The organism is Pedobacter steynii (assembly GCF_900103665.1).
GTDB lineage: Bacteria > Bacteroidota > Bacteroidia > Sphingobacteriales > Sphingobacteriaceae > Pedobacter > Pedobacter steynii.
Genome location: NZ_FNGY01000001.1, coordinates 892,525 through 916,940 on the forward strand (window position 1 = coordinate 892,525; position 24,416 = coordinate 916,940).

The window sequence follows — 24,416 nt, forward strand, 5'->3', positions numbered from 1 at the left end:
TTTCCATATGCAGCATCAAGAATTTGAACCTCCTGAAGCACTACGGGATACCATAAAGTGTTTTTGGCACAATAGAAGAGATTCGGAAGCATCAGCATCTGCTTTTGAGGTACAACCTGATGGCTATGCTGAAATTATCTTTCATTTTGGAGGTAATTGCAGCATTTCTAATAACGGAGTGTTGCAACCGTTGCCATCACCATTTATGATGGGCCTGCTCAATCAGCCTGCTATTTTTTACATGGAAAATCGCTTAGAAATCATTGGGATCAGGTGTTTTCCCTGGACGGTCTTTGACTTGCTCGGCTTGCCTTCCGATAAAGAGGGAGTACGCATATTTGAGCATCCTGTTACTCAGCTTCAACCTGGCTTAAGTAAGTTGATGCTTGCCGGCAGGATAGATGAAGCGCTGGCTCAGGTGAAAGCATATTTTCTGGATGCACGATCTCGGGTTGCTATTGACAGTATGCTCTTCAAAGCAGGAGTTGCGTTAAATGAAGCAAAGGGTAGGATGCCGGTAAGCCAGGTAGCGGAGGCGGCCCATACAACGGTTCGTACACTGGAAAGAAACTTCAAGCAATCTTCCGGTCATACGGTTAAAGATGTGTCTGGTCTGATGCGTTTCGAGCAGGTACGAAACCAATTGTGGCTTTATCCTGAATCAAACCTCGCAGGTTTAGCTCATGAGCTGGGTTATACGGATCAATCCCACCTCAGCAGGGAATTTAAGCGTTACAGCGGCAGCACACCTGCGGCATTTGCAAGAAAAGCAAAGAAAGGAAAACAGGTGCTGAACAGTAATTTTGTCGCATTTATACAAGCCTAGTGCAGGCGTATTCCTGAGTTTTGTGTTTCAATTATTCAATATGAAAACAACACTTAAGGAGAAGAAATCCATAGCAAATCATTTTATTTACGATGTCATCATTTCCGGCGCAGGACCAGTAGGTCTTTTCCTCGCCTGTGAGTTGGCCCTGGCCAAATGTTCAGTCCTGATACTGGAAAAGGAAGCGCATCCGAAATCGCCGTTAAAGCAGATTCCTTTCGGAATACGGGGGCTTTCGGCACCTACTATTGACGCACTTTACCGCCGCGGTTTGCTAAATGAACTACAACTGCACAAACGCATTAAAAGCCCTCATGTCAGCTCCGCTGCAGCGGGACAATTATCAGAGCCGCAACGTCTGGGAGGACATTTTGCAGGCATTCCATTTAGTTTTAACCATATTGATCTGTCACAGTGGAAATACCGCCTTCCAAGTGCGACAGATGTGAGTTTGATTTCTGAAATGGAGGAATTGGAAATCATACTGACCAGTCGGGCAGAAGCCCTGGGCGTAGTGATCAGGCGCGGCCTTGCCATTACTAACTTTCATCAAAATGAGTTTGGGCTAACTGTTCAGTCGGATGGTCATTCTTTCCAAAGTAAATGGCTCGCAGGCTGTGATGGAAGCCGCAGTATTGTTCGCAAGACCGGCGGTTTTGAATTCGCTGGTACAGAACCGGAATTTACGGGTTACTCTACTCAGGTGACTATTGCCGACCCGGAGAAGCTCAGCCCTGGCAGAAACCTCACATCAGCAGGTATGTATATGCTATCGCAGCCGAATTACCTGATCATGCAGGATTTCGATGCCGGGGCATTTCATCAATCGGGGAAGCCTGTTACGCTTGAACACGTTCAGAATTTGTTACGCCGCATCTCGAATACCGACGTTACGATTACTTCACTGCATCTCGCAACCAGCTGGACTGACCGTGCAAGGCAGGCCACAACCTACCGCGACAAAAGGGTGCTTTTAGCTGGCGATGCCGCACATATTCACGCGCCACTGGGAGGTCAGGGGCTTAACCTTGGGCTGGGTGATGCAATGAACCTTGGCTGGAAACTCGCAGCAGTCATCCAAAAGAAAGCACCGGAGGGCTTGCTGGATAGTTACGAAACTGAACGGTATCCGGTTGGCGCACAGGTGTTGGATTGGTCGCGTGCCCAGGTTGCCATCATGAAGCCGGATCCTGCTGCCTTTGCGCTAAATGCCATTGTCCGGGATCTTATAAATACGCGCGATGGTGCAACCTATTTCGCAGGACGGGTTTGGGGTGTTTTTACACATTATCATCTCCCTGGCAATCATCCGCTGACAGGTCATAGCGTACCCAATTTTGAGTTGGAAGCGGGAACCATGCTTGGAGAGCTGATGCAGGATGGCCGGGGGATGCTGCTTGACTTTGATGGGAATGCATCACTAAAAGCTTTGGCGGATGAGTATGGTGATCAAATGAAGTATGTTTCAGGCCGGGCAAAGGAGCAGTTAGGTCTGAGGGCGGTACTGATACGCCCTGACGGGATTGTCGCCTGGGCTTCTGGAAAAGATCCGGACCATAAGGAACTTCAAAAAGCTGTGGCCTGCTGGTTTGTGCCAATGGGTTCTTCCTGATTTCTTCGGCATTATTATTCGCAATCAATAGAAGGAAATAATATTTGGTAAATAAAAAATATGGTTTTTACATTGTAATTAATAAATTTAAACCAACAAAAGAGTTATACGCTTTCAAAACACCTTTTATCATGTTAACACCCTCACAAATTGCCCAGGCGCCTACATGGCACGGGGAAGTCAAAAATTATTTTACCGCTTTTGATATTGCACAAATGCGGAGCATCAGGGGATTCGACCTGAGCAGCTATTCATTCGTAGTGAGCCATGCTCCGGATATTTATCAACGTGTATCCTTACCGCCAGATGCACAAGGGCGTATGCCGATGGATCCGGGAACACCATGGTCCAAAGAAATGATCAGCAGTTTTTTAGCCTGGATGGTAGCCGGATATCCTGAAGGAGAACCAGAACATCAAAATAAGGCGTTCCTAAAAATGTCTGCCACTCCGGTAACAGGCAGGGTAAGGAAAAGCCTCACCTCGCTGACTGCCGAAGAACTGGAAAAGTTGAAAACCGCTTTCATCGGAATCATGAATCTTGGTACCGATGATTTGAATGGATATTTTCAGAATGCAGCAATACACGGATTGCCGCTTGCATTCTGCCAGCATCACGATCCGGGTTTTCAGCCATGGCACAGGGTTCAGATGTGGGCATTTGAAAATTGCCTGCGTTCAATTGAGGGCTGCGAAGAGGTAACACTGCCTTATTGGGACTTTAATGAGCTGCTGCCCGACTGGATGTATGCCGCACCCTTTGGTTCCTATACTTTGCCAATTGACATCGGTACCGCCTCAGGAAGTACCAATCCCAATTACAAAGCGGGTTACCAGACAAACCGTTACGATGCCCGGACCATTATGAACAACTTCAATGCGGATGTCATGAAGTACTATGCCAATGCGCAAACGGAAGTATGGTGGGACAACTTCAATGGTTTGCTTGACGGTACGCCCAGTCTCGACTTCATATCGGGCCATGATTCCGGACACGATGCGACAGGCGATACGATGAGTAAGCAAAATGTTTCCGCTTTTGATCCCATCTTTTGGTTTTACCATTGCAACCTGGACAGAATGTGGTGGATATGGCAGGCCAATAACGATGCTCAAACCGTTGATGGTTTCATGAAAACCATTAAAAACAAAACCAGTTCCAGCTATCTCGTGTTTACCAATGCTGCACTGGGTAAGATGAACCCATGGGCACAAACCTTGAAAAGGGATGATCTGACTGCAGAATTTACTATAGATCTGGCCACGAATTTCGATGTTTCGTATGAATCTATGACTTTGGATCTGCCACAGGCGCAGGCAAACAAACACTTGTTTCTAGGGATGGCACGTACGTTTACGGCGGATGATCAGGAAGTCAATGTGCGGGTGACTGATCTGGACAGAACCAAGATTCCGGGTACTTTCAAGGTGTACCTGCTCAGAAATGAGGAGGTGCTGGACAAGTCTGTCTTTTTCCAGCCGGACGAAGTAGAAAAATGTTCCAATTGTATGAAAATACCAAAGGTCCATTTTGACTTCAGGTTACCGCTCGCTGCGGTAACAGGCGGTTTACTCAGCATCCGTGTAGAACCGAACAATAAAGAAATGTATGGGGACACCGTTCCGCTCAAAGTACTTGGCAATCCGACAATTTCAGTATCTCTGTTAATGGATGCGATATAGGTAAACATCATACACAAGCCCATAGGTCATTTGATTTATGGGCTTGGTAAATTCTCCTTTTCTACGTCAAGAAGAACACCTCTTTCTTTCGTATCGAATTGCGAATAATGAAGAGAAACCGTATCGCCCACCTCAACCGGGAAAGTCACATTTGCATAGGTGATTTCAAAGCATTCCTGACCTAAATAAATGTAGGTCCCATCCCCGGGAGGCTCCTTTTTGGTGATTTTTCCGGTGAGTATAACCTTCGGGTTATTTAATGATTGTTCATTTTTTTTGTTGGTAGAAAAAACAGATACGTTATATAAAATGACAAGGATCAGGCTGATGATAAAATACCATAATCCAAGGAAAAAAACTAAAATTAAAACAGGTATCAGTAAATTATTGGCCTGATAATAATTATTTATCGTCTTTTTGATTACCTGCTTGTCTTCTGCTGTTAAAGGTAGAAGAGTAGTGGTGTAAAAGCTATTTTTGTTTTCGTAAAGCGAATCAGACATGGTCCAATTTACAATTTTTGTGTACTAAAAGCAATTATTTTTCGATGATTGAGCTCCCATTCAGCCGCTCCAGGATTAGCGACGAAAAACATTTCACCCCGGTTCTAATGCTTTCTTGATCAACTTGGAAGTTCGGTGCGTGATTCATTGCAATAATTCCTTTTTCAATGTTGGATCCCCCAAGAAAGAAGTAAACACCGGGTATTTTTTGTTGAAAATAAGCAAAGTCATCATTAAAATATGGAACCTGACCATAATCTGTAGTGACTACATCTTTTCCATAAATATTTTCGAGGGTTTTTGATGCGATGTTTGTTAACGTTTCATTATTGATCACCGTCGGATTGTCTTGTACATATGAAATGGAAAGCAGTTGGTCTTTATAACTGTTTTCTTCTATTGCCTGTTTAATTTTAGGAAGGATGTCTTTCAGCTTAGATGGATCCGTCTCGTATAAATACGCTTGCAGGAAGAGGATGTCATTTTTAGAATGAATGCTGAAATTCTCATCCATAAACAGGTAATCCTTAAAAATTGTATTGGGGTTCATCAGTCCGATTTTGGGGTCACTCATATGTTGTATTTCCCAGGGCTTGCTGTTGCTCGTTACACGTAGTAGAAAACTGCGTATTTTTTTTGTTAATGCCTTTGCTTCCTCTTTCGATAATTCATTTTTTAATTGAATTCGTACGCTTTTCTGATAGGCAAACATCTCATTTGGTTTGACCATTATTTGTCCAACCGGTAATGCAGAGACATGCAAGCCATAAATCTCGTCGGGCTTTATTTTGGAAAATAGACCGTCATTAATCATCGCTTTTGCGCCAATAAAGGTTTCTTCTTCCGGTTGAAATATAAAATATACGGTTCCATTTAAAGATGCTTTATTTTTTGAAAGAACTTCAGCTATTCCCAGTCCAATTGCCATGTGTATATCGTGGCCACAACCGTGCTGAACACCTTTGTTTTTCGACTTGAAAGTAACTTCATCAGCAAAATCATTAGCTAGGGCATCCATATCTGATCTCCAGGCGATTTTTTTTCCCTTTCTACTTCCCCTTAGAATACCTACAACGCCATGACCATAAATATTGGTATCCACTTCAAGTCCTAAGTCAAGTAAATATTGTGTGATGATTTTTTTGGTCCGTATTTCATTACCTGCCAATTCTGGATTTTCATGAAGATCTCTCCTGATTTTAACCAGCTTGTTAAAAATGTGATCAGTTTGCAGCTTAACAGACTCATGAGCTAATGCCATTTTATGTTTCAGTTCTTGTGCAGAGGAAACAGAAATGGAGATCATAATGCAGGTGAAGATGAATACAGTTTTTTTCATATTTACAGTCAATTGATTTCAAATCAGCATTTGTTTGACTATGTAATTGAGGAAAAGGTTACGTTTTGAATTTTATTTAACGTTTCTGGATTTGTTCAAAAAAAATGCCCCCAAAAAAGTTAGACTTCACTTTGGGGGCATTTTTAAATGTTACGTTTTTAATAACGGCGTTATTTTTTTTGCTGAGATAGAAATGTAACCAGTGATGCAAGTTCCTCATAAGACAAAGAATTGGCAAGGCCTGCAGGCATCATCGAAGTGTCCATTTCTTTGCGGGAAAGAATATCCGCTGCTTTGATGTTAAACACTTCTCCTGCAATGTTACGCATGACCACTTTTGTGGCTGTCTCTTCGGTAATAAAGCCCATATACGTTTTGTCTCCTTTAGCAGAGATCATTACGGTAGCAAATCCTTGGGAAATAGAGGCGTTGGGTTTAAGGATAGATTCGGCAATCTGTTCACGATTCATAATTGAACCGACCTGTCCCATAAAAGGCCCTTTCATTTTCTCGCCCTTATTAATGCTATGACAGGCAATGCAACCCTGACTGGTAAATAAAGCTTTACCTTTAACCGGATCACCTTCCAGTTTAGCGATGGCCAGCAGCACATCTTCAATAGATGATTTTCCAACCTGACCCTTTTTGTTTTTAATTTTCTCCAGGTCAACTTTAGGCTCTTCGGCAGCAGCAAGTTTTTCGGCTACAGCAAAGGCTGCAATGTCCATGCGGTGGCGCTCATTCAGATCAGCAAAGAATGGTTTTCCATTGATACCTGCTTTTTTCGATTCTTCTATTAAAAAGCTTTCGATAGCAGGAGAGGATTCCCAAAGCTCCGTTTTATAATATGGACCATGAGAATCTGGTCTGGTTCCCCACCACCAGGAAGCGTCATAAGCAGATTCCTTTCTATAAAGACGAGATAAAGTGATCAGGATTTGTTTTCTTACGTTCTCATTTTTGGATTGATTGTAAGCAGAAATTAGTCCATCAACAGTTTTTTTGCTGTGCATATAACGCAATGCCCAAAGTGCAAGACTGGAATTCTCAGTGCTAATTGCAGCTATGCAAGCCTCCTCTGCGTTCATCCTAACTAGTGCCTGAACTGCTAAATGAGGCAGGACAATGGCAGAATTTGGTGTAGCATGAGGGCCTTCAATGTCTTTCTCAGGCGCTACAAACGAAGCAGGGGTTTTGGTTTGCAATAATGCTGCAGCTGCGTCTTTACGTTCCAGTCGGCCTAAACCAATTGCAGCTATGGCCTGAACGCGTACAGAAGGATCTTTTAGCCCTGATAAGAAGGGTTCAACAGGGACTTTTTCCAGATAGTTTTTACGGTCTGTAAGCGCGCGTAATGCAAATTCCCTGATAGATTCATCCTGGCTGAGCTGTACCAAAGCAGGGATTGAATTTTCTCCCATAGCCTGTGCGTAGGTAAAGATCGCGGCTACACGAGCGTATAAAGGTAGTTCTTGGTCTGAAGCTACTTTTAAGGAGGCTTTTGCTGTTTGTTTGGCTGGGCGGGAGATGAGCTCCTGAGAAGCACTTAAACGCGCAACTGCACTTGCTGATTTCAACAATTCGGCCAACTGTTTAACCGAAGCTTTTGTCAAATTTGGAAATTCCTTATAAGTCCAGTTCTTTGGCACTGCACGGACGATGTATCCTTTAGTTGGACTACCCGAATAACCAGCACCATCCCATGCCGAAAGGTAAAGTCTGCCAGATCCGTCAACGTCCAAATCTGTAATCTGTGGGAGTTTAATGAAGTCTTCTTCCTTTTGGGTAAAAGTTGGTCCATCGGTTGTAACCCGGTGAATATAGAGCATGCTACGGCCCCAGTCGGCCATCATTGGAACATTGTTATATTTTTCCGGCCAGTTGGGTTCATCCATAAATAAAGCCCCGGTACCCGAACCACCACCTAAATCTGCAAGGGCTGGCAACATTTCATCTGTAAAATGTTGAAATAATAGAGGGTAACCATATTCTCCGGATTGAATATGGTGTGAGAAACGAACGTTCCAACCTCCGCCATCATTGGTGTTTTCTCTGGTGAAGACATTCATGTAAGGGTCAATGGCAACGTCATATACGTTACGGGTACCATGGGTATAGACTTCCATCTCTGTGCCATCTGGACGTACACGCACAATGCCGCCACCAAGCATGGTTAGCTTTTTGCCTGAGCGGTCGGTGGCATTGTGGAAGCCAAAATCACCTACAGCAATGTAAATCCAGCCATCAATACCCATTCTGATGCCATTGGTGGCATGGTCGGTACCGCGTTCCTGAATATATTTTGTATTACTCAGGTTTTCAATTAAGGGTTTTGATGGGCCATCTGCTTTTCCATCTCCATCCTTGTCTTCAAAAACAACCAGTGCCATTCCTGTAGCTTTGCCTGTTTCTTTGGAGAAAGTAGTGTGTAATACAAAGACCTGGTCTCCCTTGGCAATGATGCCGCGTGGATTGTCGACTGTTGCAAATTCAACATGCTGATCCATTTTTCCATCATTGTTCTGGTCAATGAGTTTAAGGATTCTTCCTTTGCCCGGATCTTTACCCAGCGATCCGATCATGTCTATACCTACAAATACTTCACCTGTAGGGGCTACAGCCAGACAAGCTGGGCTAGGGGTAACCTCTGGTCCGGAAAATGGGGTAATGGTTAATTCAGGTGGAGCAACGGCCGGGCCTGCAGGTTTGTCGAAAAAGTTATGTAATCCCAGAAAAAAAAATGTGGAATAGATGATACCTAATGTAAATTTAATCATTTGTGTGTACGATGAAGTTTGGTTTGTGTTATTGTTTTGCGGTTCTTTTTTCTGCCATTAGTTTTTGTACAACTTCTTGTAGCTTGGCAGGATCTTTTGCATATTTTTCTAAATTTATGATTTCAACTTTTCTGAAATCTATAGGATGGCTTTCACTTTGAAGAGAAATGCTACCGCCTTTAAGCAGTGTGCCTTCTGCTGCACCTCCAACGGCGTCAAGTTGCGGTCTGTTATAACGTAGTACTTCCTCTCCGTTTACATAATGTGCGATCAGGGAATCTCCCAATGCCAATACTTCTACACGTACCCACTGATCTCCCCGAAATGTTTTGGAGTTCGATTCGATGCAATGCGCTTTAATCACTTTGCCGTCTTTTACAAACTGAGTGCCTGGAGTACATAAATTTGCTGTAGACCGATCGCCATTATCAGATCCGCCTAATAGTTGAACTTCAATAGAGTTCGGGAATTCCTGATCCTTTTGCATTGTTACCGGATCCTGTCCGTGAATCATAATGCCGCTGTTACGGAATGCCCAGCCAGGTCCGCCTTTTACCTGATCTCCAACAAAGCGGTATTCTACACCGATGAGGTAATAGGAGTAAGGGCTTTTATAAAACAGGTGTCCAAATTGCCCGTCAAAATCAGTGTATTGTCCGTACCTTACCTGGATATTTCCATCCTGAACTTGAAAGGTATTACCGAAATTGTCATTAAGATCGTGTTTTCTGATCTTAATATTCCAGCCTTTAAGACTTTTTCCGTCGAAAAGTTGTTTCCATTTTGGAATAGGTGAGGTTTTTTCTGTTGAACTTCCTAAAAAAATAAAGGGTAAGCCCAGGATTATTACGGTCCTGAGTAGAATCATACTAAAATTTTGTTTCATTTGTTGTGGTTTGTTTGTGTCTTAATATAAAATTAGAAATAATTTGTGCTATGCCAAAGAGTTTTTGAGGTTTTTTGATTAGAAGTGTGCAATTCTTTGTCGTTCATCTGCTGTCAGGTAATTGCGATGCATATCTTTGGATTTCAATTCGTAACCAAAGACGGCCGCGCTGCAGACCCATGTGTTATTTACACAAATACAGATCATCTTTCCTAAGTTTTTAAGGTGTTTGATAGCACATTGGTGGCGTGCACTTTTCTTACTTTGCCCAGGTGCCTTAACCGTAATTCTTAAATAAACAGGAACAGTACCTTTACTTTATTCCTTTGACTTTTTCAGGTAGAAAGCAGACTGAAACTCGTTTTCATAATCAACTGATTTAAGGTTAACAAAAGTAATCTGGAGGTCATTGTGACTCAAGTTGTTTAACGGGTTAAGCACCTGATCATTTAGCGTTTGTTTCTATAATTTAAAATCGGATAGAATTTTAGAGGGTCTTAATTTTTACCGGAATGCAGAAAGAAACTTTTAGAATCTCTGTCTCAGGTTGTTCTTTATAAAGCTCAAAATAAGGACTGTCGTCAGGTATATAATGATTGTTAGGGAACCATTCTCCGTAAATCCATTCCCAAACCTTACCGAAGTCTGGAGCTGACAGCTCACAATCACATACCAGGTACATACCTGCATTGATTTTCATTTTGCCAATTGCCCCATCTGTTTCAGTATCATCAGATATAGTAACACACAAGCTCATTCTAAGATTGTCGTTAAGTGCCACATTGGGATTGTCGTGATAAAGAATGAGATATTTGAAATTAGGATCTTGCATCACACCTTTTGCTGCAGACCAGGCAAATAGGTCGTTCCGGCTTTTTTCATAAGAAAAGCTTTTTCCAACATATGGTCCAAAATTTCTGACATAGGCAACTGTCATTTCAGAAAGATGCTGTACTTCAACATTTTTAATAATTTCCATATAATTTGTCCATTTAATTGTTTTTAAATCTGAACAAAAATAGAGGTCGGCTTTACCATTGATACGTTGAATATTGCTATCCGTTTGACTGTTATTGCTATTTTTTTCGGATTGATCCCGAAATAATGAGGGAGACCTGTTAAAATGTTTCTTAAAATGTCTGGAAAAAATGGAAAGATCGGAGAAACCATATTGAAGCGCTATGTTGGATAATTTTCTATCTGGCTCCAAAATCATATTAGAGGCGCATTTTTCCAGACGAATTCTCATTATGTACTGAAAAACAGATTCTCCGATGAGTGACTGAAATATCCTGTGAAAATGAAACTTGGAAAACGATGTTATTGCCGCCAACTCTTCCAGGGAAAAAGAATGCTCAATATGAACATCAATATAGTCCAATACTTTATTGATATTTTTTACATAATAGTTCTGTGTTTTCTTCACGATTTTCGATATAAAAATTGCGTTGATGATATGATCAGATAATACAATAGACATCACAAATAGAAGAACTGAATTACAAAGTACTTACAATTGGATACCATTCAAAGGTAATATAATCAGCATAGGGAAAAGCCATCAATGTGTACAGACATGAAATTTAACTATATTCGTCCACTATAAAAAGTGTAACACTTTAATGACTAAAGTAAAAATTATCGAGTCAGACCTTATTCGTGCAGTTGCCGATGGAAATGAAAAAGCATTTGAAGTTTTATATACACTTTATTATCAAAAACTACACAAATTTCTACTAAAAACCGTCCAAGGTCAGGAAGAGTCAACTTTAGATATTTTACAGGAAGCCTTCTTAAGGGTATGGCTCAATAGAGATAGGTTAATGGAAATAGAGAATTTTCAAGCCTGGATTTATAAGGTGGTGAGTACGGAAGCATTAACCCAGATCAGAAAAGAACTTCATATCAAAACAAAGGCCGACAGATTAAAGTCATCCCTGGAAACTGACGCGCAAACATTGACACCAAAGCACCTGGAAATTGCCGAAATAAAAGCAATAGTTAACCAGGCTGTTCGGGGGCTGCCTCATCAACGCAGAACTATATACCTTTTAAGCAGAGAGGAGGGGCTGAGCCCACTGGAAATTGCAATAAAACTAAATATCTCCATCAATACCGTTTACAATACCCTTACGGTAGCCCTAAAATCTATACGCCAGGATCTTTCTAAATCTGGCTATGGCATCCATCTCAGCATTCTGCTCATTTTAGAACTTTTGTAAAAAAAAACTTACCCCGGATAGTAGTAGTTCGAAAAAGTGTATTCATACCTAATAATTGCGATGAAAACCCTACGAAACTAAAAACTAACCAAGTGTACAAACAAAGAATCCTCGATTTATTACAGGGATATTATAACCATACGTTGTCTGTTGAAGAAACTGTGGAACTGTCTCAGCTTATTGACAAAACCGGGAATGAAGAAGTGATTGCCCTGCTCACCGAAACCATAAATACTTTTACAGCACCTGAAAATGAGGATATCAGTATTGATGAAACTGAAATCAAAGCCAAAGTTAACCAGATCTTATCTCTGGATAAGCACCCTCAGGTCACCACAATTGCTAAACATCCAGGAACAAGATGGTTGAAATACAGTGTCGCAGCTGCAGTTATGCTAGTGATCGGCTCTTATTTGTTTTATCAAAATTTTAAGGAGGGCATCAACCAGACAAATATAGCCGATGTAAAGCAGAAAGATGTCCAGCCCGGGCAAACCGGGGCGGTATTGATACTGTCAGACGGAAGGGAAGTTTTACTGGACAGTACGGGCAGCAGTAAGGAGATCCTCAGTCATGACGGTTCAAAAATTAAAGTCAGTAATGGGCAGGTGGTTTATTTAGATGGTAAAAAATCTGCGGAGAACAGCCTCAATAGTATCCGGACGCCTTTAGGACGGAAATACCAGCTCAGCCTGTCAGATGGCACTAAAGTTTGGTTAAATGCCGCCAGTAGCATTGAGTATCCGATAGCCTTTAACGGAAAGAACAGAGCAGTGACCATATCCGGAGAAGTTTATTTCGAAGTCGCAAAAAATGCACAGCAACCATTCCTCGTCAACATCGAAAATTCAAAGACCACTATCGAAGTTTTAGGAACACATTTCAATATCAACACTTACGCTGATAATGGCAGCTACAAAACTACCCTGCTGGAGGGCAGCATAAAATTAAGTACCGGGAAACGGAAGTTTTTATTGCAACCCAACCAGCAAGCTGTTAGCCAGCCGGATTCTGAGCAGGTACTACTCATCAACAATGTAAACTCGGATGATATTTTAGCCTGGAAAAACAATTTGTTCCATTTTAACCAGGCAAGTATAGGCGATGTAATGCTGGAACTGGCCAGATGGTACAACATTCAGGTCATATACGAAGGAACCAAGCCTCCCGGCACTTTTACCGGAAAAATACAAAAGGATTTAACGTTACGACAAGCCTTAAAAATACTGGGTGCAACCCGTGTCAGATACCAGTTGACAGAAGACAACAAATTGATAATTCAATAATATATAAACCTAAACCAAACGCTATGCGAAACAACTGACCAGCCAATTCATGCAGTAAACTGCGCCAACAAACCAACTACGAACAAATCGTTTAATCCTGAAATTTTTATTTCACATGAAACAAAAAACTAACCAAAAAAGAAACCATCAGCCACCGCATCTAAAAGGGAAAAATACTTTTAGCCATTTTTTTGCGATGATGACTGCTGTGACCATACTAACCATTTGTATCTCAACGATTACAAACGCCAAAACTTTTTCTCAAACCATCAGATTAAATTTGAAATCTGTACAACTTACCGAGGTTTTAACGGCAATTGAAAAACAGTCTGACTATACTTTTTTCTACAAGACCGAAGACCTCAAAGGACTAAAAAACATTGATGTTAATATCAACGAAAGTTCTATCAGTACCATATTGCAACAGGTATTAAAAGACCTGTCGTTAACCTATAATATTCAGGGCAAAACCATTGCCGTAAATAAAATTCTGAGTACACCCCTAAAAAATTGGGTGGCAGATGAAACCATGATCAGACAGACGGTTTCAGGCACTGTTAAAGACGCAAGTGGTAGTCCTATTCCGGGCGCTACGGTAACTGTAAAAGGGACCAGCAGGGTTACCTCTACCAGCAACATGGGGACTTTCAGTATAGAAGCAAATGTTGGCGAAATATTAACAGTCAGTTCTATCGGTTTTACTCCTCAGCAAGTTACGGTTACCGGCCCTTCGTTAGGAAACATCATCCTAAGCGAAGCACCTGAACTATTGGGCGAGCTGGTCGTTGTGGGTTACAGCGTCCAGAAAAAGGAAAGTCTTACCGGAGCTTTGAATACCATTGGCGGAGACAAGCTAAAAAACATTACCTCGCCAAACGTACAAAATATGCTTGCCGGTAAAGCACCAGGTGTGTTCGTTGCGCCTGGTTCGGGAAAACCAGGAACTGCAGGTGCGGTGATCATCCGTGGTCAGGCTACGCTGAATGGTACCACCAGTCCACTTTGGGTCATCGATGGGGTAATCGTGGGCTCCAGCCCGGGCGAAGTAAATTCAGAGGATATCGAGTCCATTACGGTATTAAAAGATGCCGCGTCAACTGCAATTTACGGTTCCCAGGGTGCCAATGGTGTGATCATTGTAACCACTAAAAGAGCCAAATCAGGAGAAATGACTGTAGAGGTCGCTTCAAGAGCAGGTTTTACCCAGCTTACCAATGGGAACTTAAAAGTGATGAACGGAGCCGAATTGTATGATTACTTCTCTTCTTTCGCCAACGCAAATACCATTAGCTTTCCGCGCTGGAATGCAGATTTGCGCAACAGTAATTTCGACTGGTGGAAAGTAGCGACCAGAAATGGCTTTAACCAAAATCACAACATCTCCTTACGTGGAGGAACTGAAAAACTGCAATCCTACCTGTCGGTTGGCCTTTATGATGAATCAGGGCCTGTCAAAGGATACGATTACGAACGGTACAACTTTAGGTTAAACACCACTTACAAGCCTTTTGAATGGTTAACCGTTAAGCCTTCCATAGTGGGTTCCCGTCGCGCAGTGAACGATCAACAATACTCTGTAACTTCAATGTATTCCAATCTTCCCTGGGACAGCGCTTATGATGCCAATGGGAATTTAGTCGGCCACCGTTCCAGTACCTGGGTAAATAGTGTAAATACGAACTATTTATACGATTTGCAATGGGACCATGCTGCCAATACCAATTATGAGTTTATGGGTAATTTTGATTTTGACATCAAATTATCAAAAAAATTCACTTTCTCTTCAGTTAACAACTATCGGTTCAACACGTACTCCGCCAGTGGTTATACTGACCCCCGTTCAAACGGTGGAATAAGCGTAAACGGTCGCATCACAGATTACAGATCTGAATATACCCGTCGTTATACCAACCAAATCTTACGTTATAACGATTCATGGGGGAAACATAGTGTAAGTGCCCTGGCAGGTTACGAGTTTAATGATTACAGAAGTAAAACATTAGATGTCTACGGAACAGGCCTGGTACCAGGCTTCGAGGTGCTGGATGTGGTCTCAAAACCTGAAAGGACCAAAGGGGGAATAGACGAATGGGCAGTGCAATCCTATCTTTTTAATTCCAATTATTCGTATGATGGCAAATACCTGGCGCAGGTATCTCTTCGCAGGGATGGTGCTTCAAATTTTGGTAAAAAATACGGTGATTTCTTCTCCATTAGCGGTGGTTGGAATATCCATCGCGAAGATTGGTTTAATGTTGGCCACATCAATACGCTTAAACTTCGGGCAGCCTATGGTACAGTAGGTAACCGTCCTTCCGCCCTGTACCCTCAATACAATTTATATTCGGTAAATCCATCCGCCGGTTATAATGGAATTCCAGGCCTTTTGATCAGCCAGATTGGCAACAAAAACCTGACTTGGGAAGAAACCTATACCAGCGGTTTAGGTTTAGATGTGAATGCCTTTAACAACAGGGCCCGGTTAACAGTAGACTATTATGTTAAAAATACGGATAACGTTTTGTACAATGTGCCTATTTCAGGCTTAACGGGCGTAACCCGGATCTGGCAAAACGTGGGCAAAATGAAAAATAAAGGGATCGAAATAGCGTTAGGTGGTGATATTATCCGTACCAATGACTTGTTGTGGAGCCTGGATGTAAATGTTGGGCACAATATCAATAAGCTTACAGACCTCTACAAAACCAGGAACCCGGATGGCAGCTATTCGGCCAAACCAGTCATCATAGGTGATGACCTGGGATTAGCGGGTTCTGCCAGCAGAGTTTTACAAATTGGCTTACCTGTGGATACTTACTATTTAAGGGAATGGGCAGGTGTTAATCCCGATAATGGTTTGCCAATGTGGTATAAAGTTACAAGAGACGCAAACGGTAAGGAAATAGAAAGGACAAAAACATCTACCTACGCACAAGCTACTGAGGAAAAGCTGGACAAAGCTTCGCCTGACCTATTTGGGGGCATTACTACTGCCTTAACATGGAAAAAATTTGATTTTAATGCGGTATTTGGATACTCAGTTGGAGGTAAGGTCTATAATTATTCCCGCCAGGAATACGATTCGGATGGAACCTATACAGACAGGAACCAAATGAGATTAGTGGATGGCTGGAGCAGATGGCAGAAACCTGGAGACAATGCAACCCATCCTATAGCCCGATACAATAACCAGGATAAGGGAAATTCTACCTCTTCACGTTATCTTGAAAGCAATGATTTTTTTAGAATGCGTTCATTGGCCCTGGGATATAATTTCGATTTGAAAAAATATAAAGTCAGGAATTTAAGAGTGTATGTGTCTGGAGAGAATTTATTTGTGATCACAAAATATTCGGGGGTTGATCCGGAAATACCTGTTAAAGAAGATAACAATGCGATTCTGTTTACTACAGGCCCTGCTGTTTACCCTATGGCAAGGAAATTCATGTTAGGACTTAACGTTTCATTCTAAAGAGTATAAAAAAATGAAAAAAATATTAGCTATAATTTTTGCGACAATAGCCCTGTCATCCTGTAAGGTTGATAGAACGCCTTTCGGATCAATGGAATCTGAAAAAATAGATAAAAGCCCGGAAGAAGCTATAGATGGCTTACTGAACGGAGTGTATGGCCAGCTTAAAGCCTGGTCTGATCCTATGCACCGTTTAGGTGAGTACGCGGGCGACAACATGATGATCAGAGGCTCATCCACAGATGCATTCTACGAATTTGTCTCCTTTGCCAGAACGCCAAATAATAGCAGGTTAACCACTTTTTGGGATAGCGGTTATAAAGCAGTGGCACAGGCTTCTAATATCATTAATATGATTCCGCAAGGTAAAAGTGCAGCCATGGATAGTAAGTTGGGTGAATGTTACTTTGTGCGCGGGTTGATGTATTTCTATCTGGTTCGTGCCTACGGACGCCCTTACTATCAAAGCCCTGAAACCAATTTAGGAGTACCAATTGTTAACGGCACTCCGCCTAATGTAATTGATTTAACATTACCGGACAGAGCAACTGTTAAAGAAACCTATGAGCAGGTGATTTCGGACTTAAAAAAGGCTGAAACGTTGATTTCAGTAAACAGAGGCCCTATTTATGCTTCTAAAGAAGCTGCTCAGGCTATCCTTTCCAGAGTTTATCTTTATATGAGCGGAACTTATGAAAATCCCAACCGGACTTATGCACAGCTATCTGTAGACTATGCGGATAAAGTAATTGGTGCTACATCCAAATATAGCTTGTTGTCGAGAGCTGAGTTCATGAAATACAATACCTTTACCCCTGAAAATAACAAAGAAACAATTTTCGCCATTAAACGTGTAGCTTCAGAATTTTCAGGTTTCGATCATTATTATGGTGTTGGCGGAATGTATTCAAATATTGGTGGAATGGGCTGGGGAGAAATGTATGCGAGTGCAAAATACATTGGCCTGTTAAATGAAACCGGTAGAAATGACTGGAGACCAGATAAATACAAAATAGTAGATGCCAGGGCTGCGTTTATCGAACCTACCTACACAAAAAGTGCTGGAGGAGCCTATACCGAAGTCTTCAGATTTATTAAAGATGATAACGGAAATACATTGAACTATGCTCAGGATACTGTAACAAGAAGCGGAGGTACAATTACCTGTAAAGAACGCAAAGACGTGTACACGCTAACGCCGGTTGATGCCGCACAGGAAATTTATAGCATAAATTACAAAAATGGTAAAACTTACACCGGGGTAATCGACTATTTAATTACCTTAAATCGTGTTTATCCTCAGTTTTATATTGTAAAATGTTCCCGTGAAGGAGAAGACTCTCAATTGCATTCTCCGGTGATCAGCAGGCTGGGTGAAGTGTATCTGAACAGGGCAGAAGCCTATGCTAAATTGCAAAATTATACCTCGGCACTAGACGATTTAAACAGGATCAGAACACGGTCTATTGTTGGCGGTGGATATACTACTTTAACTGCTGCAAATGCAGGAGATTTGATTGATAAAGAAAGGCAATTGGAACTGGCCTATCAGGCAGAGCGCAGTTTTGATGTATTCCGTAACGGAAAGTCTCTTGACCGTCAATATCCCGGTCCTCAGAATCAAACAACAAGTATATTGGCGACCGATTTCAGAGTTGTTTACTACATTCCTCAAAGTGCTATTAATTCCTATCCAGGAAAATTAACACAAAATCCAACTAATTAGTCACAACAAACGACGGGCAATCAGCATAATTGCCCGTCGTTTGTTTTCTGATTGCTCCATATTTGAATATTTGGTAGGTCTCTTGATTCAGGCCATCCATATGACTGTCTTGTTGGGGTGGAAAAATAAATACTTTCATGAGAAGACCTCATTTAATAATGATGTCACTATTCTCAATTTCCCTGCTATTCATGCGGTCATTGAATACCTTTCCGAAGTTATAAGCCAATGAAAAGACAATGTTGGTGGTTTTATTATGATTGTTTATTAATTGTCTGAAGTTGTCATAATTGCTGGAAATTTTCCTAACTGTGTTCAGCGCAAACATATCTCTATATCCTATCCGTGCATTTAGTTTGTCTTTGAAAAAATTGCGCTCAATCTCTAAATTTAATGAAGGATAAGAAATTGTCTTATTTATTAAGGTATAAGCTGGTGTTGTATTGTACCCTGAAAAAATAACAGTCAGCTTATTTTTCAGCATATTAGTTCTTAAGTTAAATGAATTTCTAAACGTAAAGCCACTATTACTATTTACTAATACATTTGAAGCATCAGTTTCAAATGTGTTGTAATCTACGCCCGAATTAAAATTGGCCATGATAATCCTAAAGAGTTTTGTTCTAAATCCAACATTCAATCCATAAGAGTCAGATCTTGATACATTTTCCATTGAATTGACTAAAATATCACCTTGTTGTGTATAGGTTTCAATGATGCCATTCTTAATTTGTTCATTATACAGCTTTAGACTTAAATTACTTATTTTAGATGCCTTATTAAAGGTGATGGAATAATAATCTCGGATTTGTGCTTTTAGTTGGTTATTTCCCTTTCTTGCGAGTCCTGGATTAATATATACCAAATCATCATTTAAATTGTAAGCGCCTGGCCGGATCATTCTTCTTGAATAGCCAAATTTCAAATCCTGTTTATTAGCAAAATGATAGACCAAATTTACCGTAGGCAGAAGATTGTAATAATTCTGATCTATATTCACTCCTTTGTTGTCTGTATTCTCAATATCAAGTCCTAAATTAAAAGAAATCTTGCTGCTAAAGTCTGTATTCATCTCAGAGAAAAGACTATATATGGACTGTTTTATATTTCCTGTATTAAAATCGAAGTTTCTATTGATATACTTTAGGCCTGAATAAAAATCAACTTTAAGATCGCCTAGTTTCACTTCTTTATTATCTAAATTAAATTCACCGGATACCTCTCTGGTAGAAGACTTAATTTCATTCTTCCCAAGATTATTTAGTTCATTTATAAAATTATAATTATCAATATTATCATATTTGAAGAATTTCCCCTTAAAAGTTAAGGTATTGTTCGAATTAACATTATATGTTAAAATTGGCCCTAGGGTTATCCTGTTTTGTTTTTCTTTCGCCCGGTTAAAAAAGGTCATAAACTCATTTGATGCCTGAGTAATATAGCTGCCGCTAGTCAAAGAATTGAAACTATATCCTCCCATATCATAAACCATATTTAGTGCAGTTTTCTTTGACAGATCATAGTTTATTCTGGTATTAAATGAATATTGTCCACCTTTGGGCCTCCTTTCGCTGATTTCATTATAAAAAACATTAGACTGCGCTCTTTCCAGCTCAGTTTCTATAAGTTGTTCATTATAAATTTTAGAGAAGTAAGATTTCACCAGGAATGCACCGCTCTTATAAGATAACGAAGGAAATGTCGAATAGTAATTATTCCGTATTCCAATGGAACCATCTATAACTCCTTTTACAAAGGAACCTTTCTTCTTCTTAAGTATAACATTAATTAAAGAGCCTATATGCTCTGTACTCATAGCTGTTGTAGGGTTCGAAATAATTTCAACCCTGTCAACATCCTCCGCATCGATTGTACGTAACTCAATAGGTGAAGCCTGTACTCCATTAATAAGAATCAAAGCTTTACTATTGCCCTCAACAAATATCTCATCATTCTGAACGGATAAATTAGGTAAAGTCTCTAAAACAGAATTGGCTTTAGCATTTTTGATAAAATTCCGATGGTCAATTTTATAGGTTGATTTATAAGCGTTGTTCTGCCGGTTAGATCCTGTTATAACGACTTCCTTCAACTGAGCCTGATCTGTCTCTGTCAATTTAATATCAATGGGAACTGCAAATTCAGATCTGAGAATCTCACGGGTAATTGTTTTATATCCTAAATACCGGACTGTAACAAAAGCTGTGTCAACATCAGAGAGTCTAGAATTTTCAAAAATAAAGCCCCCATTATTATTAGTTAATGTGTGATACTTATCTGAGCCTATTTTCAGCTGGACAATTACATTTGGAATCGTTAAATTCTCAATCGTAATCTTTCCTGACAACTTAGCAACAGATTGGGCGAAGGCGTGTGATGTATTTAAAATAGGAGGTACTACTAAAAGAAAAAGCAGGTAAAGTATTCTCATAGATAATTATTAAGAGTAGCTTTCCAAAGAAGGAAAGCTACAAAAGTGATTACTAAGAGGTTTGTTGTTCAGTCCAGGTACCGTATAATTTTGTACCGGTTGAAGTTTCTCCACAATCATAATTACGGTCACCAATACAGCTGCCACCAAAACTAGCCTGGTTTGTCGACTGAGCATTTACCGGTTTAACATTACAGATTACTGCGACAGCAAGTCCTGCCATAACAAATGTGATTTTTAAATACTTTTTCATTTTGTTTAAATTTTAAAGGTTAATTGAAATCATCTATTTATCGCGACATATTAAATGATGCAAGGGAAGTATCAAAGGATATGATTATCTTATCCTTAAATGCTGTTACAGAGGTAATATCTGTACAATTCTTACCATCAAAATGCAACTTCTGACTGAATAGGTAAGAATAATTTTTCGTAGAATAACTATCTATTACGATGTCATCCTTCTCGGCTGATCTGGTGGAGAATACCTTAATATAATTATCTTCCATTATCACGGCATTGGTTCCTGTAAAAGTTTTACCTCTCTTATAATAACTGGTGCCGTTTTTACTGGTTATTATTTCTGGTAATGGAGCGTGATCTTTTGTGTGAAAATCTTTAAAGAATTTCCCGTTCTTATCAAATAAAAATATTCCAGAATACTTTTTGCAATAGTAAAGAATATGGTCTTTGTCAACACTTTTTGTAAATGCACCACTATATCTCAGCCCGTTCACAGATGCTCTGGTAAGTTGATTAACTTCTAATATTTTAACCGGAAGTATCTCTAAATTCCTTTTTAAATTTAAATTAAAGAAGCCTGCTTCAAAACGATGATTGTTCTTTCTTTCGCCGAACATTAAGAAATTGGAATCGGACAAACGTATTAATGATGAAACTCTAAGTCCTTCGGATTCAAGAACTGAACTCGTTTTCTTTATAATATCATAAACAAAGAATTTATTTGAATTTGTATATAAAATCACTTCATTTGTGACAAATAATATATTTGAATATTGGGGTATGTTCAAAGCTAAAGTCTCCTTCAGATTTAGATTTAAATCACTTAAGTACAACATAAAAGAAGGTTTATTAACTTCATAATTGATATCCATAGAAATAATACAACTATCAGACGGAACTACATTAGTATACTTTCCATTATTAACTTTTACATTTCCCTTAATCAGCTTAAATGATGGTTTAGATTCTTTAAAATCTCTGCTAAATACATACTTGGGCAGATGATTTCGGGCTCCAAGATTAGCAACAATAATAAATCCTAATGAAATCAAAACAATTAAGGTTATCCAGGTATACTTAAATTTCATCTTTTGATCTGCTTATAATATTGAAACAATACAACCCCGCCGATATTAGACAAAGATTAATTAATAAGTGATAGCTGTAACTTAATCCATTTAAAATTCCTCCACAGCCACAAACCTCATAGAGTCCATTAAGCCTTAAATAAGTAATATATCCGGTAAAGAACAACATCATAACGAGAAACAAGCTGAAACCTAATTTCTTATTAAGGAATAATATCAGGACAAGACCAATCTCTAATACAATTACTGTAATCGAAATATAATATATAGATGTTTCAGAAAACAGACCTGTTTTTAATATATTGATTCTAAACGACTGTAAATTTAAAGCTTTGTTTACTGAAGTGTAAGTAATGAAACTCATTATAAAATAATACAATGAATAAGCTATAATAACATGATAATTTCTACTTATAGGATCTCTTTTCGTTAACATATGATGATATTAAATAAAACAGCAAACTATCCCCTTGAATTCTTAAGCAATATAATTTATTATATATAAATAAGCAAATAAAAAATAAATATTTAATTTATTTTTTATTTTCAAACGAAGGTTGCTTTTGTGATGTTTTACATCGGTGTTGTAAGTATGTTACAGATGCAAGGCTAATTGATTTCCATCAAAATCAGAGGAATTGAATAGATCAATATCTATGGATTGCCTATGTCCAGCCCTGCGCGAAAGCGCGGTACCACCGACAAAATAAAAGGACTTGAGTTGTTGATCTTTCATCAGTTTTTGGATCAGATCCAATATCCCTGGTTTAACTGTTTCTTTGTGTAACATTTGAGCTTTTCTTCGCTCAGCTGAAAATAATTCTGGGGAGGGTAAAGAACAATGCGCCTAATGACGTACATTTTATAGGCGATTTAATGCATGTTTTGATATGTCCCGTAAAAAAACAAAAAACCTGCAATCGTTTGATTTGCAGGTTTTTTAGTTTCTTTTGATACTGTTGTTTGTGATCCCGCTGGGATTCGAACCCAGGACCACTACATTAAAAGTGTAATGCTCTACCAGCTGAGCTACGGAATCATCTTCTTTTTATAACTGAAGAGGCCGCGAAGGTATCATTTTTTGTTTAGTCTCCCTAATAAAAATGAAAATATTTTAAATAAAATACCGCTTGTTTAGCGGTGTCTAACCTTATCTTCTTTGTTTTTAATGTTTTGAGTCGCCGAATTCCGTTGAGAAATAACTTAATCTTTTTTCTACATCGCCAGAGGCCTTCCGGTCGAAAGTATATATTGAATGCTCCGGGTTGAATTGGTTGGAAAAATAATTCGTAGCAGCACGATTGCTTCAGGAACAGGCAAGTCGCAATTTACCTGATGAATTGTCGTAAACGCACCGCTAAAGTTGATATTATTCCCGCTAAATTTAGTTGATAAATAACCAAGTTTAATTTAATCTAAAAACTGAAAAACATGGCCGAATTAAATCCTTATCTAAACTTTGCAGACAATTGCGAAGAAGTATTCAATTTTTATAAATCGGTATTTGGAGGAGAGTTCCTTACCCTAATGAGATTCGGGGAAATGCCTGCTGAATATCAACCTGCAGAAGGTGAAAGTCAGAAGCTGATGCACGTTGCTTTACCCATCGGGAAACATACGGTTTTGATGGGAAGCGATACACCGGGAAATATGCCTACACCAGTAAAAGGGCGCAATTTTTCAATCGCCATTCAGCCTGAAACGGAAGAAGAAGCCAAACGTATATTCGACGGGCTCTCTGAAGGAGGTAACATTACCATGCCTTTGAGCAAAACATTCTGGTCGAAAAGCTTTGGGATGTTTACGGATAAATTTGGAATCGACTGGATGGTAAATCTTCAGTGATCAGATAGAATAGAAAGACCCTGGAGAAATTCAGGGTTTTTTCTTCACCAACGACAGTACGATAAACGCACTAAACTTTAACAGACTTGAGAAGAATTGAGAAATGTAAAACAAACTGATCCCATTGGCTTCCTGATTCAACGTCGCAATCAAAGGGAATATGGTCAGTATCGTTGCCAGTAAAATGACCCATTTGATCCAGTCTTTTCCAATAAAAGCAAAATATCCGAAGGTCATAAACATTAAGGCCATTTCAGCGGTGACGGTCATGTCAAAATTTGGGTTTTTCCCCCATTGAATGAATCCGCTAATCACATCAACAGTGATGGCTGCAAAAATTAAATAGGCTGAAAGCTTAAAATTCGGGTGTATTTTATCGTCCATTATTACTGAAAAAGTCGCAAGATAGCATTTAAAAGGGGAGATCTGTAAAATTGATTGTACGCTACCAACATAACATTCAACAATTTTAGCATCT

General features: G+C 39.7%; 19 protein-coding genes and 1 tRNA gene. 8 read left to right on the plus strand and 12 right to left on the minus strand.

The features are described from left to right. Nucleotides 1–7: 7 nt before the first annotated feature. From BLQ87_RS03655 to BLQ87_RS03665, 3 genes are all read left to right on the plus strand, one after another. Entirely contained in the window at nt 8–826 is an 819-nt protein-coding gene (locus BLQ87_RS03655; protein WP_074604751.1) for a helix-turn-helix domain-containing protein, read from the plus strand. A gap of 40 nt (nt 827–866) precedes the next feature. Then, entirely contained in the window at nt 867–2,438 is a 1,572-nt protein-coding gene (locus BLQ87_RS03660) for an FAD-dependent monooxygenase (protein ID WP_074604752.1), read from the plus strand. Between the two features lie 131 nt (nt 2,439–2,569). Next, nucleotides 2,570–4,120 carry a tyrosinase family protein gene (locus tag BLQ87_RS03665; protein ID WP_074604936.1) on the plus strand — a complete coding sequence of 517 codons (1,551 nt, stop codon included), beginning with the start codon at nt 2,570–2,572 and terminating at the stop codon, nt 4,118–4,120. 35 nt (nt 4,121–4,155) lie between these two features. Here BLQ87_RS03665 and BLQ87_RS03670 read toward each other — a convergent pair whose 3' ends face one another. From BLQ87_RS03670 to BLQ87_RS03690, 5 genes are all read right to left on the minus strand, one after another. After that, on the minus strand, nt 4,156–4,623 hold the full coding sequence (locus tag BLQ87_RS03670) for a hypothetical protein (RefSeq protein WP_074604753.1): 468 nt from the start codon (nt 4,621–4,623) through the stop codon (nt 4,156–4,158). A 34-nt stretch (nt 4,624–4,657) separates the two neighbouring features. Beyond that, the gene (locus tag BLQ87_RS03675) at nt 4,658–5,962 is read right to left on the minus strand and encodes a M20 metallopeptidase family protein (RefSeq protein WP_074604754.1); all 1,305 of its coding nucleotides are present in this window, start codon (nt 5,960–5,962) and stop codon (nt 4,658–4,660) included. A gap of 170 nt (nt 5,963–6,132) precedes the next feature. Beyond that, nucleotides 6,133–8,739 carry a DUF7133 domain-containing protein gene (locus BLQ87_RS03680; RefSeq protein ID WP_074604755.1) on the minus strand — a complete coding sequence of 869 codons (2,607 nt, stop codon included), beginning with the start codon at nt 8,737–8,739 and terminating at the stop codon, nt 6,133–6,135. A 28-nt stretch (nt 8,740–8,767) separates the two neighbouring features. After that, the gene (locus BLQ87_RS03685) at nt 8,768–9,625 is read right to left on the minus strand and encodes a 3-keto-disaccharide hydrolase (protein ID WP_074604756.1); all 858 of its coding nucleotides are present in this window, start codon (nt 9,623–9,625) and stop codon (nt 8,768–8,770) included. A gap of 487 nt (nt 9,626–10,112) precedes the next feature. Further along, a complete protein-coding gene (locus BLQ87_RS03690) occupies nt 10,113–11,051 on the minus strand; it encodes an AraC family transcriptional regulator (protein WP_172664805.1) in 939 nt (312 codons plus the stop codon). Between the two features lie 196 nt (nt 11,052–11,247). On the opposite strand from BLQ87_RS03690, the gene BLQ87_RS03695 reads away from it, so the two are divergent. From BLQ87_RS03695 to BLQ87_RS03710, 4 genes are all read left to right on the plus strand, one after another. Next, nucleotides 11,248–11,847, plus strand: a complete 600-nt coding sequence (locus BLQ87_RS03695) for an RNA polymerase sigma factor (protein WP_074604758.1) — start codon at nt 11,248–11,250, stop codon at nt 11,845–11,847. Nucleotides 11,848–11,939: 92 nt separating this feature from the next. Then, nucleotides 11,940–13,133 carry a FecR family protein gene (locus BLQ87_RS03700; protein ID WP_143010326.1) on the plus strand — a complete coding sequence of 398 codons (1,194 nt, stop codon included), beginning with the start codon at nt 11,940–11,942 and terminating at the stop codon, nt 13,131–13,133. A 115-nt stretch (nt 13,134–13,248) separates the two neighbouring features. Then, nucleotides 13,249–16,605: a SusC/RagA family TonB-linked outer membrane protein gene (locus BLQ87_RS03705; RefSeq protein WP_216857761.1), complete on the plus strand. Its 3,357-nt coding sequence runs from the start codon at nt 13,249–13,251 to the stop codon at nt 16,603–16,605. A gap of 13 nt (nt 16,606–16,618) precedes the next feature. Beyond that, a complete protein-coding gene (locus tag BLQ87_RS03710) occupies nt 16,619–18,331 on the plus strand; it encodes a RagB/SusD family nutrient uptake outer membrane protein (RefSeq protein WP_074604760.1) in 1,713 nt (570 codons plus the stop codon). 148 nt (nt 18,332–18,479) lie between these two features. Here BLQ87_RS03710 and BLQ87_RS03715 read toward each other — a convergent pair whose 3' ends face one another. The 6 genes from BLQ87_RS03715 to BLQ87_RS03740 all read right to left on the minus strand — a co-directional run bounded on the left by BLQ87_RS03715 (nt 18,480) and on the right by BLQ87_RS03740 (nt 23,132). Beyond that, the gene (locus tag BLQ87_RS03715) at nt 18,480–20,762 is read right to left on the minus strand and encodes a TonB-dependent receptor (RefSeq protein WP_083361667.1); all 2,283 of its coding nucleotides are present in this window, start codon (nt 20,760–20,762) and stop codon (nt 18,480–18,482) included. A gap of 52 nt (nt 20,763–20,814) precedes the next feature. Next, the gene (locus tag BLQ87_RS03720) at nt 20,815–21,015 is read right to left on the minus strand and encodes a hypothetical protein (RefSeq protein ID WP_074604762.1); all 201 of its coding nucleotides are present in this window, start codon (nt 21,013–21,015) and stop codon (nt 20,815–20,817) included. 37 nt (nt 21,016–21,052) lie between these two features. Continuing rightward, complete coding sequence (locus BLQ87_RS03725; protein ID WP_074604763.1) at nt 21,053–22,093, minus strand: hypothetical protein; 1,041 nt, start codon at nt 22,091–22,093, stop codon at nt 21,053–21,055. Then, entirely contained in the window at nt 22,083–22,529 is a 447-nt protein-coding gene (locus BLQ87_RS34230; RefSeq protein ID WP_074604764.1) for a MauE/DoxX family redox-associated membrane protein, read from the minus strand. The genes BLQ87_RS03725 and BLQ87_RS34230 overlap by 11 nt, the downstream gene beginning before the upstream one ends. Before the next feature lie 159 nt (nt 22,530–22,688). Then, on the minus strand, nt 22,689–22,883 hold the full coding sequence (locus tag BLQ87_RS03735) for a nucleotidyl transferase AbiEii/AbiGii toxin family protein (protein WP_074604765.1): 195 nt from the start codon (nt 22,881–22,883) through the stop codon (nt 22,689–22,691). A 176-nt stretch (nt 22,884–23,059) separates the two neighbouring features. Next, nucleotides 23,060–23,132, minus strand: a tRNA-Lys gene (locus BLQ87_RS03740). A 392-nt stretch (nt 23,133–23,524) separates the two neighbouring features. Here BLQ87_RS03740 and BLQ87_RS03745 point away from each other — a divergent pair. Continuing rightward, complete coding sequence (locus BLQ87_RS03745) at nt 23,525–23,938, plus strand: VOC family protein (RefSeq protein ID WP_074604766.1); 414 nt, start codon at nt 23,525–23,527, stop codon at nt 23,936–23,938. A 30-nt stretch (nt 23,939–23,968) separates the two neighbouring features. On the opposite strand, the gene BLQ87_RS03750 is transcribed toward BLQ87_RS03745, so the two are convergent. Beyond that, entirely contained in the window at nt 23,969–24,322 is a 354-nt protein-coding gene (locus BLQ87_RS03750) for a hypothetical protein (protein ID WP_074604767.1), read from the minus strand. Between the last annotated feature and the right edge of the window lie 94 nt (nt 24,323–24,416).

Excerpts from the sequence above, each read along its gene's own strand:
- BLQ87_RS03655 (WP_074604751.1), top strand. The coding sequence starts at position 8 with ATGCAGCATCAAGAATTTGAACCTCCTGAAGCACTACGGGATACCATA.
- BLQ87_RS03660 (WP_074604752.1), top strand. The coding sequence starts at position 867 with ATGAAAACAACACTTAAGGAGAAGAAATCCATAGCAAATCATTTTATT.
- BLQ87_RS03665 (WP_074604936.1), top strand. The coding sequence starts at position 2,570 with ATGTTAACACCCTCACAAATTGCCCAGGCGCCTACATGGCACGGGGAA.
- BLQ87_RS03670 (WP_074604753.1), bottom strand. The coding sequence starts at position 4,623 with ATGTCTGATTCGCTTTACGAAAACAAAAATAGCTTTTACACCACTACT.
- BLQ87_RS03675 (WP_074604754.1), bottom strand. The coding sequence starts at position 5,962 with ATGAAAAAAACTGTATTCATCTTCACCTGCATTATGATCTCCATTTCT.
- BLQ87_RS03680 (WP_074604755.1), bottom strand. The coding sequence starts at position 8,739 with ATGATTAAATTTACATTAGGTATCATCTATTCCACATTTTTTTTTCTG.
- BLQ87_RS03685 (WP_074604756.1), bottom strand. The coding sequence starts at position 9,625 with ATGAAACAAAATTTTAGTATGATTCTACTCAGGACCGTAATAATCCTG.
- BLQ87_RS03695 (WP_074604758.1), top strand. The coding sequence starts at position 11,248 with ATGACTAAAGTAAAAATTATCGAGTCAGACCTTATTCGTGCAGTTGCC.
- BLQ87_RS03705 (WP_216857761.1), top strand. The coding sequence starts at position 13,249 with ATGAAACAAAAAACTAACCAAAAAAGAAACCATCAGCCACCGCATCTA.
- BLQ87_RS03710 (WP_074604760.1), top strand. The coding sequence starts at position 16,619 with ATGAAAAAAATATTAGCTATAATTTTTGCGACAATAGCCCTGTCATCC.
- BLQ87_RS03715 (WP_083361667.1), bottom strand. The coding sequence starts at position 20,762 with ATGAGAATACTTTACCTGCTTTTTCTTTTAGTAGTACCTCCTATTTTA.
- BLQ87_RS03720 (WP_074604762.1), bottom strand. The coding sequence starts at position 21,015 with ATGAAAAAGTATTTAAAAATCACATTTGTTATGGCAGGACTTGCTGTC.
- BLQ87_RS03725 (WP_074604763.1), bottom strand. The coding sequence starts at position 22,093 with ATGAAATTTAAGTATACCTGGATAACCTTAATTGTTTTGATTTCATTA.
- BLQ87_RS34230 (WP_074604764.1), bottom strand. The coding sequence starts at position 22,529 with ATGTTAACGAAAAGAGATCCTATAAGTAGAAATTATCATGTTATTATA.
- BLQ87_RS03735 (WP_074604765.1), bottom strand. The coding sequence starts at position 22,883 with ATGTTACACAAAGAAACAGTTAAACCAGGGATATTGGATCTGATCCAA.
- BLQ87_RS03745 (WP_074604766.1), top strand. The coding sequence starts at position 23,525 with ATGGCCGAATTAAATCCTTATCTAAACTTTGCAGACAATTGCGAAGAA.
- BLQ87_RS03750 (WP_074604767.1), bottom strand. The coding sequence starts at position 24,322 with ATGGACGATAAAATACACCCGAATTTTAAGCTTTCAGCCTATTTAATT.